This is a genomic window from uncultured Devosia sp., from assembly GCF_964244875.1.
In the GTDB taxonomy this organism is placed as follows: Bacteria; Pseudomonadota; Alphaproteobacteria; order Rhizobiales; family Devosiaceae; genus Devosia.
Genome location: NZ_CAXTKA010000011.1, coordinates 18,502 through 35,070 on the forward strand (window position 1 = coordinate 18,502; position 16,569 = coordinate 35,070).

Sequence of the window (16,569 nt, forward strand, 5' to 3'; positions counted from 1 at the left end):
TCTTGGGAATGTCGGTAATGGGCGGCAGGCGCGCTGCAGTGCTGATAGCGGGTCCGACTGCGAGCGGCAAGTCGGCGCTGGCGCTGGCGCTGGCGGCAGAGGGCGACGCGGTGATCGTCAATGCCGATGCCATGCAGGTTTACGATACGCTGGCGGTGGTGACGGCACGGCCGGGGGCGGCGGATCTGGCGGGGGCGGAGCACCGGCTTTACGGGACAGCGCCGGCGGGGGAGCGGTTTTCCACCGGGCGCTGGCTCGAGGCAGTGGGTGCCGTGATCAACGAAACGGCTGGACGAAAGCTGATTTTTGTTGGGGGGACGGGGCTTTACTTCGATGCTTTGATCCATGGATTCGCCGAAATTCCACCGGTGCCGGCTGAGATCGCGTTGGCGGTGGAGGAGGAGGTGCAGGCGTTGGACGGTGCGGAAAGGCTGGCGTTGTTGCAGCGGGAGGACCCCGATACGGCGGCGCGGCTCAAGGTGGCGGACCCACAGCGGGTGATCAGGGCGCTGGCGGTCAAGCGCGCCACGGGGCGGACGATTTCGAGCTTTCAGGACGCGCCGCAAGCCGGCATGCTGGATTTCTGGACGATCGAACGGGTGGTGCTGGACCCAGATCGCGCGGTGTTGCGGCAGCGGATCGCGCGGCGGTTCGAGGCGATGTTCGAGGGCGGCGCGGTGGCGGAGGTCGAGGCGCTGCTGCAGCAGGGGCTCGATGCGAGCCTGCCGGCGATGAAAGCGATCGGGGTGCCGGAAATCTCGGCCTGGCTGGAGGGGCGGATCACCCGCGAGGAGGCCTTGCGGTTGGCAATTACGGCCACGCACCAATATGCCAAGCGGCAGCGGACATGGTTTGGCAACCGCATGGGTGACTGGCCGCGGCAATAGGCGATTGACGCATGCGGCGGGCCTTTGCACAGTGTGGGCATGATCAAATCCATTGCGCTTGCCATCTTCATTCTGACTACCGGTTCTATGGTTCAGGGCGCGGAGCCAGCGGTGCGGACGGCGACGCTGTTCGAGCAGCAGTTTCCACTCACTACCAAAGTGTTGACGGCAGATTTTCCGCAGGACCTGCGAGCGTTGCAGCAGGCTTTTTCCGAGATCGACCGCAGCGAAGTGTCGCCGCCGATCAAGCTGCACCGGGCGTTCCAGAGCCTGACAGCGCTGCGCAAGGTGTATTCGGACAAGCTGCAATATGCGCGGGCCGACATGTCGGCGCTGCTGGTGCTGGGGCTCGCCGGTTTTTATGACAGCGTGCTGCAGCGCGACGGGGCGGACGTGTGTGGCGGGTTCGCTGTGGATGGCGCGGGCGCGCTGTTCGCGCTTGGGCGCTCCGCCGGCTATGGCAAGGAACTCGATGTGCAGGCGGCCGCCTATTTCGCTGCCGTTGCCAGCGCGCTGGAGGATCCCGACGTGGTGGGGCAGGCGAGCGAAGCGGATTGGGCCGAGGTGATGGGGCAGGTGGTCGCGCGGGGCAATCCGGCCTCCTATATTGCCACGATGGAAGAGGGACGAGCCGAAGACCCGGATCTGTGCCCGGCCCTTGCGGCATTTTTTTACGTGCTGGCCGACATGGATTCGGACGCAGGCAAGCGGGCGCGCGCCGAGTTGATCCAGGGCCTTACCGGGTACTAACGCGTGCGCATCAGGCCCAGTCGTTCACGCATCGCAAAGCGAATGACCAGCACGATGGCGACGAAGGCGAGCCCGGCGGCAAGGCCAAGCCAGATGCCGACGCCGCGCCACTGCAGGACAAAGCCCAGCACATAGGCGATGGGCAGGCCGATCAGCCAATAGCCGGCAATGGCAAAGAGCATGGGGATGGTGGTGTCGCTGAGCCCGCGCAGGGCATGGGCGGCAACGACCTGGGCGCCATCGACGAGCTGAAATACACCGGCGACGACGAGAAAGCTGGCCGCGAGGGCCAGTGCGTTGACATTGGCAGGATCGCCGGCGTTGAGGAACAGGGCCACGATCCAGGAGGCCAGGGTGAGAAAGACCAGGCAGGACAGCGCCATGAAGCCGACGCCGAGTCCGATCGCGGTCCAGCCGGCGCGGCGCACGCCATGCGGGTCGCTGCGGCCATAGGCCATGCCGACGCGCACGGTGGCGGCGGCGCCGATGCCCAAGGGCACCATGAAAGCCATGGAGGCGCATTGCAAAGCGATGGCATGGGCGGCGACTTCGTCGGTGCCCAGCCGGCCCATCAGCAGCGCGGCGGCAGTGAACAGGCTGACCTCGGCCAGCACCGTCAGACCGATCGGGACGCCGATGTGAAAAATCTGGCGAAAGCGCCACCAATCGGGTCGCCAGAAATGATGCAGGATGTGGAAGCGCTTGAGCCTGCGATGCCGGAGCACATAGGCCAGCATCAGGGCGAACATCAGCACATTGGTGGACAGGGTGGCGACGGCCGCGCCGCGCAGTTCCAGCCGGGGAAAACCGAAACTGCCGAAAATCAGCAGATAATTGATCCCCAGGTTGAACAGGAAACCGACGACCGAAATCACCAGGATGATCCGCGTCGCATCGAAGGCCGAAAGAAGCGAGCGCAACAGGGTCAGCAACAAAGCCGGAAACAGCATCCAGACGGCGATGTGAATGAACTGCTCGGCCATAGCAGTGGCATCGGGGTCCTGGCCCAGAGCTAAGAAGAGGGGCCGGATCTGCCAGATGACCGGCACCATCACAGCGCCCAGGGCGATGGCGGCCCAGGCGCCCTGGCGCACGATGCGGCGTACGGCCTTGATGTCGCGCGCACCCCTGGCTTGTGCCACCAGCGGCGCGACGGCCCCCACGATGCCGAAACCGGCAAGCAGGAACGGCATGAGGAAGGTGGTGCCGAGCGTGCTGGCGGCAAGGTAGCGCGGACCCAGCCAGCCCAGCATGATGACATCGGTCGTGGTCAGCGCGTTTTGCGCCAATTGAGCGATCACCAGCGGCCAGGCCAGGGTGAACATGGCGCGCAGTTCGGTGGTCCAGCCGATCGAAGGCGAAATGCGTGGTGCGGCATCGCCGCGCGCTGCCGTCAGGTGGTCGGTCATGTTATGTCGTCCCATTCGCGCCCCTGCTCTAGCCGAAGGCGAGGGCAGGCGAAAGGGGAGGGCCATTTGGCACCAGCTGGGAGGAGAGTCATGGCAAGGACCAATCCGGGGTTTGAGCGCATAACGATTGCGCTTGCCGGCGTTCTGGGCGGCGGCGGGGTGATGGCGGCGGCCGGCGCGGCGCATGGCGGGGCGGGGTCCAATCTGGGTTCCATCGCCATGGTGTGCCTGGCGCACGGACCGGCATTGCTGGCGCTGGGGCTGGCGGGACCCCGGGGACGACTGTTCGCCGCGGCGGCAATCCTGCTCGGTCTGGGAACGCTGGTGTTTGCGGGCGACCTGCTGGCGCGCCAGTATCTGGGGCGGGCCGCGTTTCCGCTGGCGGCGCCGCTGGGCGGAATGGGGATGATCGCGGGATGGATCGCCGTGATCGCGGCTGGGCTTTGGAGCCAAAGCCAGGCAGCGCAATAACCAGACATAGTTTGGTTGAATTTGTATTGGAACCAAGTGCGGGGCCGCACGTTTGAGCCCTGACTGTTATCGGAGGGTTTTCCTAAATGCATAAGTTCCTGATCGTCGCCTGCGCAGCACTGTCGATGACTGCCTGCACCGCTACCCAACAAGGCGCCGCCGTTGGCGCGGGTGCCGGCGCAATCGTCGGCGCGGCGACCACCGGCTCGGTGCTCGGCACTGTCGTTGGCGCTGGTGTGGGTGGCGTCGTTGGCGCCGCTGCCGGCAATGTTCTCGGTCGCGTACCAAACAGCAACAATCTGTGCTGGTACGAAAACTCACGTGGCCAGCGCTACCAGGATACCTGCCCGCGCGGCTAAACGCTAACAGCCGCATCGCCCCATGCGGCTGCGCGCCGAAACGGCGCCAAAGCACCCGATCCGAGACTAGTCTTGGGTCGGGTGTTTTCTTTCGAGTCGGGAATTGCCTTGTAATCGTCTTCGATTGACGCCATATTCGAGAGATACGTTTACACTCGTCTTGCGCTATCTGATCGACCGGCTCGCCGGGAAGCTTGGCTACCTCCTGATCTGTGAATCGTTAGGCCCGGGTCTCGCGTGTTGCAAAACCTGGTTTTCAACCCTTAGCCGCGCAGTGCGGCAACCACTCATTTGTGAGGATCACAAGCATGTCGACCTTTACCGGCACCGTCAAATTCTTCAATACTACCAAGGGCTTCGGCTTTATTTCGCCTGAAGGCGGCGACAAGGACGCATTCGTTCATATCTCCGCTGTCCAGCGTTCGGGCCTGCAGGGCCTGTATGAAGGCGACAAGGTGACCTATGAGCTCGAGACCGGCCGTGACGGCAAGGTTTCGGCAACGAACCTGACCTTGGTCAGCTAAGTCCAGTTGGATCGCAATGATGAGAAAGGCCCCTCGCGGGGCCTTTTTTGTTGCCGTTGTTGATTTGGTTAGGATGCTAGCAGTCTCGGACGGTCGTTGTTGAAGCAGAAACGCGCGATGGCAGTTGTTGTTTAAGTCATGTCGAGGTTAATTTTGGACTGTCTGGTTCGAACGGCCAAGCCTTGCCATCTCATGGTTCGGATGCGGTCCCTGCACTCCCCACAAGGTGGCGATGGCTGTCCGTTATGGCTTGGCACGATCCCGTCCGGGTCGGGACGGCTCCTTCCCGTGAAGGGGAGGGGTGGACTGCATTACTGCGCCAAGAGCCTTGTCCTGACTCGATAACCTTACCCCAAGGGCCGACGCGATCGGTTGCTTAAGTCAGCATGGATCTGGGTCCCGGCTTGACACCGTGCGGCGTTTGCCGATATCAAAGCGGCTAGAACTTTAAGGAGAGGTCCCGTGCGGACATCCATTCTCGTCGTACGAACGCGCATTGGCACCGTGGGGTAACGCCCCGCGAGCACGCTGATGCGCGAAACACAGGTCCCGAACGGGGCCTTTTTTATTGCCTTTTTTCCGGCGATGCGGACTAAAGGCGCCAACAAACGGAACAGACAGCCTGCCCAGTGCGGCTGACCGAGGAGACCGAAGATGGCCGAACAGATGACCGGCGCGGAAATGGTGATCGAGGCGCTGACCGATCAGGGGGTCGAGCATATTTTCGGCTATCCGGGTGGGGCGGCGCTGCCGATCTATGATGCGCTGTTCCAGCAGGACAAGATCCAGCACATCCTGGTGCGGCACGAGCAGGGCGCTACCCACATGGCCGAGGGCTATGCCCGGTCGACCGGCAAGCCCGGCATCGTGCTGGTGACCTCGGGGCCGGGGGCCACCAACGCCGTTACCGGGCTGACCGATGCGCTGATGGATTCCATCCCGCTGATCTGCATCACGGCGCAGGTGCCGACCAACCTGATCGGTTCGGATGCGTTCCAGGAGTGCGACACGGTCGGCATTACCCGCTCCTGTACCAAGCACAATTATCTGGTCAAGACCGTCAACGACCTGCCGCGGATCATGCACGAGGCCTTCCTGATCGCGACCACGGGCCGGCCGGGGCCCGTGGTGATCGATATTCCCAAGGATGTGCAGTTCGCGCTGGGAACGTACACCAAGCCCGATATCGAGAACTTGCGCCATCCCAGCTACCAGCCGCGCATGGACGGCGATCATGGAGCCATCGAGGCGGCGGTCGATCTGATGCTGCGTGCGGAGCGGCCGGTGTTTTATACCGGGGGCGGGGTGATCAATGCGGGACCGGAGGCTTCCGAGCATCTGCGCGAACTGGCCGAGCTGACCGGGTTTCCAGTGACGTCGACGTTGATGGGACTGGGGGCATTCCCGGCGTCCAATCCGCAGTGGCTGGGCATGCTGGGCATGCACGGGACGTACGAAGCGAACCTCGCCATGCATGACTGCGATCTGATGATCAATATCGGGGCGCGGTTCGACGACCGGATCACCGGGCGGGTGGATGCGTTTTCGCCCGATAGCCGCAAGATCCATGTCGATATCGACCCGTCTTCGATCAACAAGGTGATTGCGGTGGATGTGCCGATCATCGGCGATTGTGCGCGGGTGCTGGCGGAAATGGTGCGCATTTATCGCAGCAAGACCAACCAGCCGCGCACCGAGGCGATCGCACCGTGGTGGAAGCAGATCGGCAAGTGGCGGGCGGTCAATTCGCTGGGCTATAAGAACTCTGATACCGTCATCAAGCCGCAATATGCCATCGAGCGGCTCTATGAGCTGACCAAGGACAGGGACGTTTATATCACCACCGAAGTGGGCCAGCACCAGATGTGGGCGGCGCAGCATTTTCATTTCAACAAGCCCAACCGCTGGATGACATCGGGCGGGCTGGGGACGATGGGGTATGGCCTGCCGGCTTCGGTGGGCGTGCAGGTGGCGCATCCCGAGGCGCTGGTGATCGATATTGCCGGCGAGGCCAGCGTGCAGATGACGATGCAGGAGCTTTCGACGGCAGTGCAGTATCGCCTGCCGGTCAAGATCTTCATCCTCAACAACGAGCGCATGGGCATGGTGCGGCAGTGGCAGGACCTGCTGCACGGCTCACGATATGCGCATTCCTATTCGGAGTCGCTGCCCGATTTCGTCAAGCTGGCAGAGGCTTATGGCGGCAAGGGCATAAGATGCTCGAACCCGGCGGAGCTCGACGCTGCGATCACCGAAATGTTGGATTACGATGGGCCGGTGCTGTTCGATTGCCTGGTGGAAAAAGACGAGAACTGCCTGCCGATGATTCCATCGGGCAAGCCGCATAACGAGATCATTTTGCCGGATACGGCGAATATCGGGGACATCATCGACGAAAAGGGACGGGCGCTGGTCTGACATCGTACCCAGCCCTCGTGGTTCGAGGCGCCCATTGGGCGCACCTCACCGTGAGGGCCGAAGGATTGGATGCTCGCGAGACCTCATGGTGAGGCGCGAGCGCTTGCGAGCCTCGAACCACGAGGTCAGCCACCGCACTGAAAGGGAATAACAATAATGAACGCACATTTGCAGCCGACCGGCTCCGCCTATTTCCTCACTCAGGAAACTCAGCAGATCGAAAAGCACACGCTGTCGGTGCTGGTCGATAACGAGCCGGGGATTCTGGCGCGGGTGGTCGGGCTGTTTTCGGCGCGAGGCTACAATATCGACAGTCTCACGGTCAGCGAGACCGAGCACAACAAGCGCTTGAGCCGCATCACGGTGGTCGTGGTAGCGACGCCCAAGACGCTGGTGCAGATCAAGCTGCAGCTGGAGCGGCTGATCCCGGTGCACAAGGTGCATGACCTGACGGCGGAGGGGGCTTCGATCGAGCGCGAGCTGGCGCTGATCAAGGTTGCCGGTTCGGGCGATCATCGGGCCGAGACGCTGCGTCTGGCGGACGCGTTCCGGGCGCAGATCGTGGATGCGTCGGTGACCAGCTTCGTGTTCGAGCTGACCGGAAAATCGTCCAAGATCGACAGCTTCATTGCGCTAATGACGCCGCTGGGGCTGGTGGAGGTCGTGCGGACGGGGCTGGCCGCGATTTCGCGGGGGCCCGATGGGATGTGAAAGCGGTTAGGGAGTGGCGATCGGACAGCCAAGCGGCTAGCGTTGTCGCTCGCCACTCGCTGTCTGAACGGTTCTCATGACGCATCTTTCGGTCAATCTCAATGCGGTGGCGCAGTTGCGCAATCGGCGCGACCTGCCGTGGCCCAGCGTCACGGGAATTGCGCGGGTGGTGCTCGATGCGGGTGCCAGCGGCATCACCATCCATCCGCGGCCCGATGAGCGCCATATCCGGCGCACCGATGTGTTCGAACTGGCCGAGGTGCTGAGGGCGGAGTATCCCGAGGCCGAATACAATATCGAGGGCTATCCTAGCCCCGAATTCCTGGCCCTGGTCGAGGAAATCGCGCCGGACCAGGTGACGTTCGTGCCCGACGATCCGCGCCAGAATACCTCCGATCACGGCTGGAACATCGCGGGCAGCCACAATATCCTCGTGCCGGCGATGACGCGGATGAAGGCGGCTGGTATCCGGATTTCGCTGTTCGTGGACGAGGATCCGCTGGCGCCGGCGCTGGCCAAGGCGATCGGCGCCGACCGGGTCGAGCTTTATACCGGGCCCTATGGCGGCAGTTATGGCACGCCGGAAGGGGACGAGCATTTGCGGCTGCTCGCCGTGACGGCGGGGGCGGCGCATGCGGCGGGGCTGGTGGTCAATGCCGGGCACGACCTGACGCTGGAGAACCTGCCGGTGTTCATGCAGGTGATGCCCGATATCGCCGAAGTGTCGATCGGCCACGGCATTACCGCCGATGCACTGCTGCTCGGATTTGCCGAGGCAGTGCGGCAATACCGGGCGGTATTAGGGGGATAGGATTAGGGGCGGGCGCCGAACGCGCGCAGGAATGTCGAGACGCCGAGCGTGGCGGTGCTGCGCAGCGCTTCTTCGCTGGGGCGCACGCAGGGGCCCTGGTCGGTGGGAAGATCGGCATTGATCAGGGCCATGAAATGGCGGGCAGCCAGGCTGGCATCGGTGATGTCGAGATAGCCGTTGCGGGCCAGGCGGTCGAAACAGGCAGCGAGCGCCGGCCAGTCCTTGCCGGGTCCATATTGGTGCCAGGTTTCGAACAGTTCGGGAAAGCGGTGGCTTTCACGCACCAGAAGCAGGCTCAGTGCTCGCCCATCGATATCACACATGCACCGACCGAGCAGACGCACGGCGAAATCGGTCAGGTCCGCCTGCAGATCGCCGGGGCGGTCGGGGAAGGTGGCAAGCGTGGCCATCAACAGCGCGCTGGAGCGGGTGGTGACATCCTCCACCACCGCCACGAAGAGCTGATCCTTGTCGCCGATCTGGTTATAAACGGTTTGGCGTGACACACCGGCATCGATCGCGATGGCGTCAATGCCGACGGCGCCGATACCGTCGCGCACGAAGGCGCGCTTGGCGGCGTCGAGAATCGCCTGGCGCTTGGATGCCGGGCGCGTGACAGAAGGCGTGGCGAGGGCTTCGATCTGGCTCATTGCGTCCGAAATAGCACCAATCCAGACGGTTTACAAGTTTGTCCAATTTTTTGGACGCGGGTGGTTGACGGGCTTTACACTTGTGTCCAATAATGACGGTGCGGTCATGGCGACCTCCCTCGCTCCGCCGTTCACATTCTCAACACGCGACCTGCCGGCGTCTGCCTGGCGGTCAACAAGGTATTCGGCGATGAACTCAACCCTGCTGCGCGCGGCGCTGGTGCTCGGCCTGCTTTCGGCTATCGGGCCTTTCGCAATCGATATGTATCTCCCCGCCTTGCCGGCCATCGGCGTCAGTCTGCAGGCCAGCACCGCCGAGGTGCAAATGAGTCTGTTGGCCTTCATGGCGGCGATTGCGGTGTGTCAATTGTTCTATGGCCCGGTCAGCGACATGGTCGGGCGCAAGCCGCCGCTCTATTTCGGCATTGCCGTGTTCAGCCTCGGCGCGATCGGTTGCGCGCTGGCGCCCAGCATCGAATGGTTGATCATTGCCCGGTTCGTGCAAGGCGTCGGTGCCTGCGCCGCCATGGCTCTACCGCGCGCTATCGTGCGCGATGGCTATACCGGGGCCGATGCGGCGCAGTTGCAGAGCCTGTTGATGCTGGTGTTTTCGGTATCGCCGATCCTGGCGCCGCTGGCCGGCAGCCTGATGGTGCAGTTTGGCGACTGGCGCACGATTTTTTGGGCTATCGCGGTAATCGGCGTGCTGGGTCTGGCGTTGATCGGGTTTTTCCTCAAGGAGACGCGACCGGCGGCCGACCGGACCGAAAGCGGCGTCGGCAGCGCGATCAAGGGCTATGGCGTGTTGCTCAAGGATGCCAATTTCCTTGGGCTGTCGATGATCGGCGCTTTCGGCATGGCCAGCTTCATGGCGTACCTGGCCAATTCGTCGTTTATCCTGATCGAGCATTATGGGCTGAATCCCACGCTATATAGCGTGATGTTCTCGATCAATGCGGTGTCGTTCATCGGTGTGTCGCAGATGACCGGGGTGCTGACGCGCCGCTATGGTCTCAACAGCGTGGTGCGCACCTCGGTCACGGGCTTCATCGTGGTGATGGTCGCACTGGCGGCGCTGTTCGGGCTCGGGGTCGACCGGCTCGACGTGTTGGCGACCTTGCTGTTCGTCGGCTACGGTTTTCTGGGGTTGGTGATTCCCACGACCGCCGTTCTGGCGCTGGAGAACCACGGCAAGATTGCCGGCACTGCTTCGGCCCTGATGGGGACGCTGCAAATGGTGACGGCGGCAGTGGTGATGGGCATTGTCGGGGCGTTCTTCGATGGCACGGCAAAGCCCATGGTTATCGGCATTGCCGTGTGCGCCGTCATTGCTTTCACCCTGACGCGGGTGACCATGAAGGGCGGCGTTGGGGCTCCGGCTGCAGCCGAATAAAGTGGAGATTAAAGGGGCGCGTTCGCTGAGCGGCGCCCCTTTGCCGATCAGGCCGATCAGGGATTGAAGTTGAAGTCGGTCAATTCACAAACGTTGTTGTCGCGCGTGACGAGCTGATCATCGTCCTCGAACACGGCCAGGAAATCGAATTTGCAATAGCCGCTGCCATCATCGATGTTGATGAGAACGCTGTTGCCCGCCGGCAGAATGTCTTCGCCAAGGATGTCCTCTTCCCAGCTATCAGTGCCCTTGTTGGACGCGTAGAACTGGACGATATCGTAGTCGGTATTGTTGTTGATGCGCACGCGCCGATCGAGCGCAGCAGCCGAAGACATGTTCAGCGCGACCATAGCGCCGGCGACCGCAATTGCGGTCAATTGTCGTATCCACATGATTCTGTCCCCCAAGCCGAAATTCCCGGCGCAGTTTTGTAGAACAAACGCTGATAAAATGCACTGTCGGTGCCGGTGCGACAGTTAAAACACGGCGAATACTTGATCGGGGTGGTGAACGGTTTGTTCCCGAAGCCGATACGATCGACTGATCGAGGCGTCGGGTGGCGACGCCGATATCGGCAAACTCCAGGATTGGCAAATACTTACCTTTAGGTGCCTATGGCAAGGGAATGTGCCTGTGCCACACCTGCGTGCCCCCTTGTGAGACGGGATGGAAGGCACATATATCGCCTCAGTTACGATTTGTTACCAAGGAGGGCTTCCATGTCCAAACTCAAGATTGCCGTCATCATCGGTTCAACCCGCGACGCCCGTTTCGGCGACAAGCCGGCAAAGTGGATCGCCGACCTGGCCGCCGAACGCCCCGAACTCGATGTCGAGCTCGTCGACCTCAAGACTTTTGATTTGCCGCTGTTCAATGAGGCCACTTCGAACGCCTGGGCACCTTCGCAAGATCCGCGCGCCATTGCCTGGCAAAACAAGATCGGCGAATTCGACGGCTACATCGTCATCGCCGCTGAATATAACCGGTCGGTCACCGGCGCGCTCAAGAATGCGTTCGACCAAGCCTATAAGGAATGGAACCGGAAGGCGATCGGCTTTGTCGGATATGGTTCGGTCGGTGGCGCCCGCGCTATCGAGCATGCCCGCAATATTTCTGTCGAGCTGCAGATGGTGCCGGTCCGCTCGGCCGTTCACATCGGCGGCAGCGACTTCATGCCGATCCTGTTTGGCCAGAAGACCTTGGCCGATATCGAAGCCAATATCGCCCCGTCGGCTAAGGACATGCTGGACCAGCTGACCTGGTGGACTGCCGCCACCAAGGCTGCGCGCGAGCAGGACGCCGTTCGCGCCGCCGCCGAGTAACCTATTCGAAGACCTCCAAAGCTTCGTTTACCGAGAGGGGCCGCTTCGCAAGGAGTGGCCCCTGCTGTTGAGGCGGTTTGAACCAATGTGGCAGCAAAGTGTTGTGTGTGACCGGTGCCGGGTGTAGAGAGGCGCCGCCTTAGACCCACGAGAGCGCACCGTTCATGACGCAGACGAACACGCCCGGCCTCTCTGCCGGTGGCGAGGCGAGCGAGACTGGCGGACACGCGCGCACCGACCTCAACGTGTTGATCCTGGGTGCGCTGGGCGTCGTTTATGGCGATATCGGCACCAGTCCGATCTATGCATTTCGCCAGGCCATGAGCATTCGTCCCGGCGCCGCGTCCCATGACAGCGAAATTTTGGGGCTGTTGTCGCTGATCGTTTGGGCGCTGACGCTGACCGTGACGGTCAAGTACATCTTCTTCGTCACCCGTGCCGACAATAATGGGGAAGGGGGCACGCTGTCGCTGGTGGCGCTGGCGCGCAAGACCTTTACCAGCGCGCCGGCCTGGATTACCGGGTTGGGCGTATTGGGGGCAGCGCTGTTTTTTGGCGACGCCATCATCACGCCGGCTATTTCCGTGCTTTCGGCCGTGGAGGGGTTGGAACTGGTGGCGCCGAGCCTAACGCGGTTCGTAGTGCCGATCACGCTGGTCATTATCGTCGTGCTGTTTTTCGTGCAGCGGTTCGGCACGACCAAAGTTTCAACCGTATTCGGACCGATTACGGCCGTGTGGTTCCTGGCGCTGGGTATTTCGGGCCTCGTGCATATCGTGGCCTATCCCAGCGTGCTGGCGGCGCTGAATCCGTTCCTCGGCGTGAGCTTTCTCGCCACCCATATCGGCATTGCCTTTGTGGTGGTGGGCGCAATTTTCCTGGCGGTGACGGGTGCCGAGGCGCTTTATGTCGACCTCGGCCATTTCGGGCGCAAGCCGATCGTGATCGCCTGGTTCGGGATGGTTTTTCCCTGCCTGCTGCTCAATTATTTCGGGCAGGGCGCGTTCGTTCTGAGCGTCGGCATCGAGAACGTCGAAAGCCCTTTCTTCGAGATGGTGCCCGAATGGGCGCTGGTGCCTATGGTGGGGCTTGCCACCGCGGCGACGGTGATCGCCAGCCAGGCGGTGATTTCAGGCACCTATAGCCTGGCGCAGCAGGCTATCGCGCTCAATATGCTGCCCCGGCTGGAGGTCATGCATACGTCCGAAACCCAGAGTGGGCAGATCTACATGCCCCAGATCAACACCATGCTGATGATTGGCGTTCTGGTGCTGGTCGTCATTTTTGGTAGTTCGGGAGCATTGTCCAACGCCTATGGCATTGCCGTGTCTGGCGTCATGATCGTGACGTTGATGCTGTTGCTTGTGGTGATGTGGCGGGCCTGGAAGTGGCATCCCCTGGCGGTAGTTGCCTTTGGTGTGGTGTTCGCGGTAATCGACGCCGGGTTTTTTGCGTCCAATGCGTCGAAATTGTTCCAGGGTGGCTGGATGCCGGCGCTGGTGGCGGCAGCTGCTGCCATCGTCATGGCAACATGGATTTCGGGCCGACAGCGCCTGGCCGACAAGACGCGGCGCGACGAAGTGCCGTTGCAATTCCTGGTCGAGAATCTATCCAAGAAGAAGCCGACGCTGGTGCCGGGCACGGCAATCTTCCTGACCAGCGATATCGAAGGGGCGCCGACGGCGCTGCTGCACAGCCTCAAGCATTATAAAGTGCTGCACGAGCAGAACGTGATCCTGACCGTCAAGACTTCGGCGTCACCGCGGGTCAACGACGACGAAAAAGTGCGGATCGAGGCCTATAACGAGCTGTTCAGCCGCGTTGTGGTGACCTTCGGCTATATGGAGACGCCCAATATTCCCAAGGCGTTGGCGCTCGGGCGCAAGCTGGGCTGGAAGTTCGACATCATGAGCACGTCGTTCTTTCTGTCGCGCCGGTCGCTCAAGGCGGGCAACAAGCAAGGCCTGCTGCGGTTCTGGCAGGACCGTCTCTACGTGCGGCTGGCGCGCAATGCCAGCGACGCCACGGAGTATTTCCATATTCCAACCGGGCGCGTGGTGGAAATCGGCACGCAACTCGCTCTGTAGCCAGCGCTACTTCTGCATGTCCGGACACACATAGGGCGTGGTGGCGACGACGAAGCGCTGTTCCTGGATCTCGTTGCCGAGCTTTAGGTTGAGCACCAATTCGGTCGGGCTGATCAAGGCGATATCGGCATTGATGGTCGTGCCGTCTTCATCCCAGCTGATCGCATTGGCCGAGACCTGTTGCCACTTCGACAGGCGATAAGTTTCCCAGCAACTGTCGGTGACCAGGGTTCCGTCTTCGAGGAAGATCTGCATCGGACCGGGCAGGTTGGCGTCGGCATCGGCGCGCACCCAAACGCGGTCGAGCAAAGGATTTTCGCCATCGTCACCGGCATCGTCGGTGGTTTCCTCGGTATCCTGCGCAGTTGCCGGGGCGGTGCTGGCGGCACCAACGCCCCAGACCGCCAGCAAGGCCAGGATAGCGGCCTTGGTATCCATGCCCATGTTCAATCTCCCTTGCCCATAACCCGATCTGGTGACCGGGACGTTCGAGCGCAAGAGTGCCTGCCCGATAACGGCAAATTTGCGTTGCGGGCAGGGCGGTTTGACGATGGTTGCGGAAGATTATTTCGCGAAGCTGTGGCGCTTGAGCGAGCGGTCCATGCTCTCGACGCGCTTGGTGGGGTCGGGCCACAGATCGTAATTGGCACCGTCCAGCGCGAGCCTGGCGTGGACGGCCCAGTTGGGATCGTCCAGGGCACCGCGCGCCAGGGCGACGAAATCCCCAGCGCCATCGGCCAGAATGGCTTCGGCTTCCTCGGGCGTCGAAATCAGGCCGACAGCGATGGTGGGAATACCGGCGCCATCACGGACGGTCTTGGAGAATGGCACCTGATAATTGGCGACTGAATTGATCACGCCGCCATCGAACCCGCCGCTAGAGCAATGCACCGCGTCGACGCCACGCGCCTTGAGTTCCTGGGACAGCACGACACTATCCTCGGGCTGCCAGCCGTCGGGGCGATTGTCGCTGACCGAAATGCGCACCAGGAGTGGCTTGTCGGCCGGCCAGACGGCGCGAACCGCCTCGACCACCTGCAAGGGCAGGCGCATGCGGTTTTCGCGGCTGCCGCCATATTGGTCGGTGCGGCTATTGGCCAGGGGCGAGAGGAACTGGTTGAGGAGATAGCCATGGGCCGCGTGAATTTCCACAGTGTCGAAACCGGCCTTTTCGGCCCGGATCGCGGCCGCGACGAAGGCCTGGATCACGCCATCGATGCCGGCCTGATCGAGCGCGGTCGGCGTGGTGAAGGCGGGATCGGCATTGTGGGCGACGGCGCTCGGCCCGACCGGTGTCCACTGCTCGTAGCCAGCTTCGATCTTGCCGGCGTCGGTCTTGATCAGCTCATCGTGCCAGGTGACCGGCGTCGAGGCTTTCCGACCGGCATGTGCCAGTTGAATGCCGGCGGCCGCGCCCTGGCTGTGCAGGAAATCGACGATGCGCGACAGCGGCGCGATATGCTCGTCCTGCCACAGGCCCAGGTCCGCGTAGGAAATTCGTGCTTCGGGGGTTACCCCGGCCGCTTCGAGGATGACCAGACCGAAGCCACCGATGGCGAAGCGCCCCAGATGCACTAAGTGCCAGTCATTGGCGAAGCCATCCTTGGCCGAATATTGGCACATCGGCGCAACGACGGCGCGATTGCGCAAATGCAGGCCGCGCAGGGTGGCAGGAGAGAATAGCTGGGACATGAAGGGCTCGTACATAACGGGGGAACAGGCGCAAGCATGCACAATCAGGTATCCATCGGCAAGTGCCGATGGAACAAAGCTGACGGCCTTGTCGCGCATGGGCGGGCGTGCGGGCTTGGCGGCCGCGGAGCGGCACGATATCTGTGAACCGTTGGGGGGAATAGCGCCATGAAAATCATGCTCGATCTGGAGGCGCTGGCTGCTGCAGGCTCGCTGAGCGTGTCGGAGGCGGCGCCGCTCAAGACTTTGGCTGCTGCCGATACCGGGGCGTCCGGCTTCGGACTGCTGCTGGCCCGGTGCAACCGCTGGATCGGCGCCTGTCGCCAAGGCTTGGCCATCCCCGCTTAGCCAAACCAAGTTTGTGCTTGCATAGAACCGTACCGTACGGTACGGCAGTGTTCTCGCGGGTGGGGCCAGTCGATGTTGCGCATGCCGGTCGTCAGCAGACAAGAGGAAGAGGTGTTTACGCCCCGCCAGCAGGCCGTGCTGACGGCAGCGCTTGATCTGTTGGTGGAGAATGGCGACGGGCTGACCATGACGGCCGTCGCGCGGCGGGCGTCATGTTCCAAGGAGACGCTCTACAAATGGTTCGGTGACCGCGACGGCTTGTTGACGGCGACGGTGCAGTGGCAGGCCGCCAAGGTGCGGATGCCGCAGGTGAGCCGGTCCGGGCTCAATGCCAAGTCGCTGCGTTTGAGCGTCGAGCAGTTCGCGCGCGACCTGCTGACGGTGCTGATCGGGGAAATTTCGGTGACGCTCAACCGCACCGCCGTGACCCATGCGGCGCAGGAAAAAGACAGCCTGGGCGCCATCGTGCTGGAAAACGGGCCGATGGCGATCCGTCGCCGGCTCAAGCCAATCCTAGAGGCGGGGCGTGATGCGCGGTTGCTGCGTTTCGAGGGCAGCGAGGACGCCTATCGCACGTTTTTTGGCCTAGTGGTGCGCGACGTGCAGATCCGGCTGCTCCTGGGCGACAAGACGCTGACGCAAACCAATGTCGCCGAGAACATCGAAGCCGATGTGAAGACCGCGACGGATCAATTCTTTGCCCTCTATGGGGCGGATAAAACGCAATAAAAGGGAGA

18 protein-coding genes are annotated in these 16,569 nt (G+C 62.3%); 13 read left to right on the plus strand and 5 right to left on the minus strand.

Annotated features, from left to right (window positions below; genetic code table 11):
* Positions 1–17: 17 nt before the first annotated feature.
* Together miaA and ACFE8X_RS13020 are read left to right on the plus strand one after the other, a co-directional pair.
* Positions 18–887 (plus strand): tRNA (adenosine(37)-N6)-dimethylallyltransferase MiaA, encoded by an 870-nt coding sequence (gene miaA / locus ACFE8X_RS13015; protein ID WP_375451911.1) that lies wholly within the window; start codon positions 18–20, stop codon positions 885–887.
* Between the two features lie 39 nt (positions 888–926).
* Positions 927–1,637 carry a hypothetical protein gene (locus tag ACFE8X_RS13020; protein ID WP_375451912.1) on the plus strand — a complete coding sequence of 237 codons (711 nt, stop codon included), beginning with the start codon at positions 927–929 and terminating at the stop codon, positions 1,635–1,637.
* On the opposite strand, the gene ACFE8X_RS13025 is transcribed toward ACFE8X_RS13020, so the two are convergent.
* Complete coding sequence (locus tag ACFE8X_RS13025; protein ID WP_375451913.1) at positions 1,634–3,046, minus strand: MATE family efflux transporter; 1,413 nt, start codon at positions 3,044–3,046, stop codon at positions 1,634–1,636. The two genes, ACFE8X_RS13020 and ACFE8X_RS13025, sit on opposite strands and share 4 nt — an antisense overlap.
* Before the next feature lie 90 nt (positions 3,047–3,136).
* On the opposite strand from ACFE8X_RS13025, the gene ACFE8X_RS13030 reads away from it, so the two are divergent.
* From ACFE8X_RS13030 to ACFE8X_RS13055, 6 genes are all read left to right on the plus strand, one after another.
* Positions 3,137–3,517 (plus strand): DUF423 domain-containing protein, encoded by a 381-nt coding sequence (locus ACFE8X_RS13030; RefSeq protein WP_375451914.1) that lies wholly within the window; start codon positions 3,137–3,139, stop codon positions 3,515–3,517.
* A gap of 86 nt (positions 3,518–3,603) precedes the next feature.
* A complete protein-coding gene (locus tag ACFE8X_RS13035; protein WP_375451915.1) occupies positions 3,604–3,876 on the plus strand; it encodes a glycine zipper domain-containing protein in 273 nt (90 codons plus the stop codon).
* Between the two features lie 308 nt (positions 3,877–4,184).
* Positions 4,185–4,400 (plus strand): cold-shock protein, encoded by a 216-nt coding sequence (locus ACFE8X_RS13040; RefSeq protein ID WP_299744093.1) that lies wholly within the window; start codon positions 4,185–4,187, stop codon positions 4,398–4,400.
* A gap of 654 nt (positions 4,401–5,054) precedes the next feature.
* Positions 5,055–6,818 carry an acetolactate synthase 3 large subunit gene (locus ACFE8X_RS13045; RefSeq protein WP_375451916.1) on the plus strand — a complete coding sequence of 588 codons (1,764 nt, stop codon included), beginning with the start codon at positions 5,055–5,057 and terminating at the stop codon, positions 6,816–6,818.
* A gap of 156 nt (positions 6,819–6,974) precedes the next feature.
* Positions 6,975–7,529 carry an acetolactate synthase small subunit gene (gene ilvN, locus ACFE8X_RS13050; RefSeq protein ID WP_375451917.1) on the plus strand — a complete coding sequence of 185 codons (555 nt, stop codon included), beginning with the start codon at positions 6,975–6,977 and terminating at the stop codon, positions 7,527–7,529.
* Positions 7,530–7,605: 76 nt separating this feature from the next.
* Positions 7,606–8,340, plus strand: coding sequence for a pyridoxine 5'-phosphate synthase (locus ACFE8X_RS13055; RefSeq protein ID WP_375451918.1), 735 nt, complete (start codon positions 7,606–7,608; stop codon positions 8,338–8,340).
* A 2-nt stretch (positions 8,341–8,342) separates the two neighbouring features.
* Here ACFE8X_RS13055 and ACFE8X_RS13060 read toward each other — a convergent pair whose 3' ends face one another.
* Positions 8,343–8,990, minus strand: coding sequence for a TetR/AcrR family transcriptional regulator (locus ACFE8X_RS13060; RefSeq protein WP_375451919.1), 648 nt, complete (start codon positions 8,988–8,990; stop codon positions 8,343–8,345).
* Positions 8,991–9,180: 190 nt separating this feature from the next.
* Here ACFE8X_RS13060 and ACFE8X_RS13065 point away from each other — a divergent pair, with 190 nt between their 5' ends.
* The gene (locus ACFE8X_RS13065) at positions 9,181–10,383 is read left to right on the plus strand and encodes a multidrug effflux MFS transporter (protein WP_375451920.1); all 1,203 of its coding nucleotides are present in this window, start codon (positions 9,181–9,183) and stop codon (positions 10,381–10,383) included.
* A gap of 56 nt (positions 10,384–10,439) precedes the next feature.
* Here ACFE8X_RS13065 and ACFE8X_RS13070 read toward each other — a convergent pair whose 3' ends face one another.
* Positions 10,440–10,760: a hypothetical protein gene (locus tag ACFE8X_RS13070; protein WP_375451921.1), complete on the minus strand. Its 321-nt coding sequence runs from the start codon at positions 10,758–10,760 to the stop codon at positions 10,440–10,442.
* Between the two features lie 342 nt (positions 10,761–11,102).
* Here ACFE8X_RS13070 and ACFE8X_RS13075 point away from each other — a divergent pair, with 342 nt between their 5' ends.
* On the plus strand, positions 11,103–11,705 hold the full coding sequence (locus tag ACFE8X_RS13075; RefSeq protein ID WP_375451922.1) for an NADPH-dependent FMN reductase: 603 nt from the start codon (positions 11,103–11,105) through the stop codon (positions 11,703–11,705).
* Between the two features lie 164 nt (positions 11,706–11,869).
* The gene (locus tag ACFE8X_RS13080; RefSeq protein ID WP_375451923.1) at positions 11,870–13,792 is read left to right on the plus strand and encodes a potassium transporter Kup; all 1,923 of its coding nucleotides are present in this window, start codon (positions 11,870–11,872) and stop codon (positions 13,790–13,792) included.
* Positions 13,793–13,798: 6 nt separating this feature from the next.
* Here ACFE8X_RS13080 and ACFE8X_RS13085 read toward each other — a convergent pair whose 3' ends face one another.
* Positions 13,799–14,236, minus strand: coding sequence for a hypothetical protein (locus tag ACFE8X_RS13085; RefSeq protein ID WP_375451924.1), 438 nt, complete (start codon positions 14,234–14,236; stop codon positions 13,799–13,801).
* 120 nt (positions 14,237–14,356) lie between these two features.
* On the minus strand, positions 14,357–15,484 hold the full coding sequence (locus ACFE8X_RS13090; RefSeq protein ID WP_375451925.1) for an NADH:flavin oxidoreductase/NADH oxidase: 1,128 nt from the start codon (positions 15,482–15,484) through the stop codon (positions 14,357–14,359).
* A gap of 168 nt (positions 15,485–15,652) precedes the next feature.
* On the opposite strand from ACFE8X_RS13090, the gene ACFE8X_RS13095 reads away from it, so the two are divergent.
* Together ACFE8X_RS13095 and ACFE8X_RS13100 are read left to right on the plus strand one after the other, a co-directional pair.
* Complete coding sequence (locus tag ACFE8X_RS13095) at positions 15,653–15,832, plus strand: hypothetical protein (protein WP_375451926.1); 180 nt, start codon at positions 15,653–15,655, stop codon at positions 15,830–15,832.
* Positions 15,833–15,904: 72 nt separating this feature from the next.
* Complete coding sequence (locus ACFE8X_RS13100; RefSeq protein ID WP_375451927.1) at positions 15,905–16,561, plus strand: TetR/AcrR family transcriptional regulator; 657 nt, start codon at positions 15,905–15,907, stop codon at positions 16,559–16,561.
* Positions 16,562–16,569: the final 8 nt, after the last annotated feature.

Bases quoted from the DNA above. Each gene is read 5' to 3' on its own strand.
- ACFE8X_RS13065 (WP_375451920.1), top strand. From the start codon at position 9,181: ATGAACTCAACCCTGCTGCGCGCGGCGCTGGTGCTCGGCCTGCTTTCG.
- ACFE8X_RS13045 (WP_375451916.1), top strand. From the start codon at position 5,055: ATGGCCGAACAGATGACCGGCGCGGAAATGGTGATCGAGGCGCTGACC.
- ACFE8X_RS13100 (WP_375451927.1), top strand. From the start codon at position 15,905: ATGTTGCGCATGCCGGTCGTCAGCAGACAAGAGGAAGAGGTGTTTACG.
- ACFE8X_RS13060 (WP_375451919.1), bottom strand. From the start codon at position 8,990: ATGAGCCAGATCGAAGCCCTCGCCACGCCTTCTGTCACGCGCCCGGCA.
- ACFE8X_RS13055 (WP_375451918.1), top strand. From the start codon at position 7,606: ATGACGCATCTTTCGGTCAATCTCAATGCGGTGGCGCAGTTGCGCAAT.
- ACFE8X_RS13085 (WP_375451924.1), bottom strand. From the start codon at position 14,236: ATGGGCATGGATACCAAGGCCGCTATCCTGGCCTTGCTGGCGGTCTGG.
- miaA (WP_375451911.1), top strand. From the start codon at position 18: ATGGGCGGCAGGCGCGCTGCAGTGCTGATAGCGGGTCCGACTGCGAGC.
- ACFE8X_RS13090 (WP_375451925.1), bottom strand. From the start codon at position 15,484: ATGTCCCAGCTATTCTCTCCTGCCACCCTGCGCGGCCTGCATTTGCGC.
- ilvN (WP_375451917.1), top strand. From the start codon at position 6,975: ATGAACGCACATTTGCAGCCGACCGGCTCCGCCTATTTCCTCACTCAG.
- ACFE8X_RS13020 (WP_375451912.1), top strand. From the start codon at position 927: ATGATCAAATCCATTGCGCTTGCCATCTTCATTCTGACTACCGGTTCT.
- ACFE8X_RS13095 (WP_375451926.1), top strand. From the start codon at position 15,653: ATGAAAATCATGCTCGATCTGGAGGCGCTGGCTGCTGCAGGCTCGCTG.
- ACFE8X_RS13025 (WP_375451913.1), bottom strand. From the start codon at position 3,046: ATGACCGACCACCTGACGGCAGCGCGCGGCGATGCCGCACCACGCATT.
- ACFE8X_RS13075 (WP_375451922.1), top strand. From the start codon at position 11,103: ATGTCCAAACTCAAGATTGCCGTCATCATCGGTTCAACCCGCGACGCC.
- ACFE8X_RS13030 (WP_375451914.1), top strand. From the start codon at position 3,137: ATGGCAAGGACCAATCCGGGGTTTGAGCGCATAACGATTGCGCTTGCC.
- ACFE8X_RS13040 (WP_299744093.1), top strand. From the start codon at position 4,185: ATGTCGACCTTTACCGGCACCGTCAAATTCTTCAATACTACCAAGGGC.
- ACFE8X_RS13080 (WP_375451923.1), top strand. From the start codon at position 11,870: ATGACGCAGACGAACACGCCCGGCCTCTCTGCCGGTGGCGAGGCGAGC.
- ACFE8X_RS13035 (WP_375451915.1), top strand. From the start codon at position 3,604: ATGCATAAGTTCCTGATCGTCGCCTGCGCAGCACTGTCGATGACTGCC.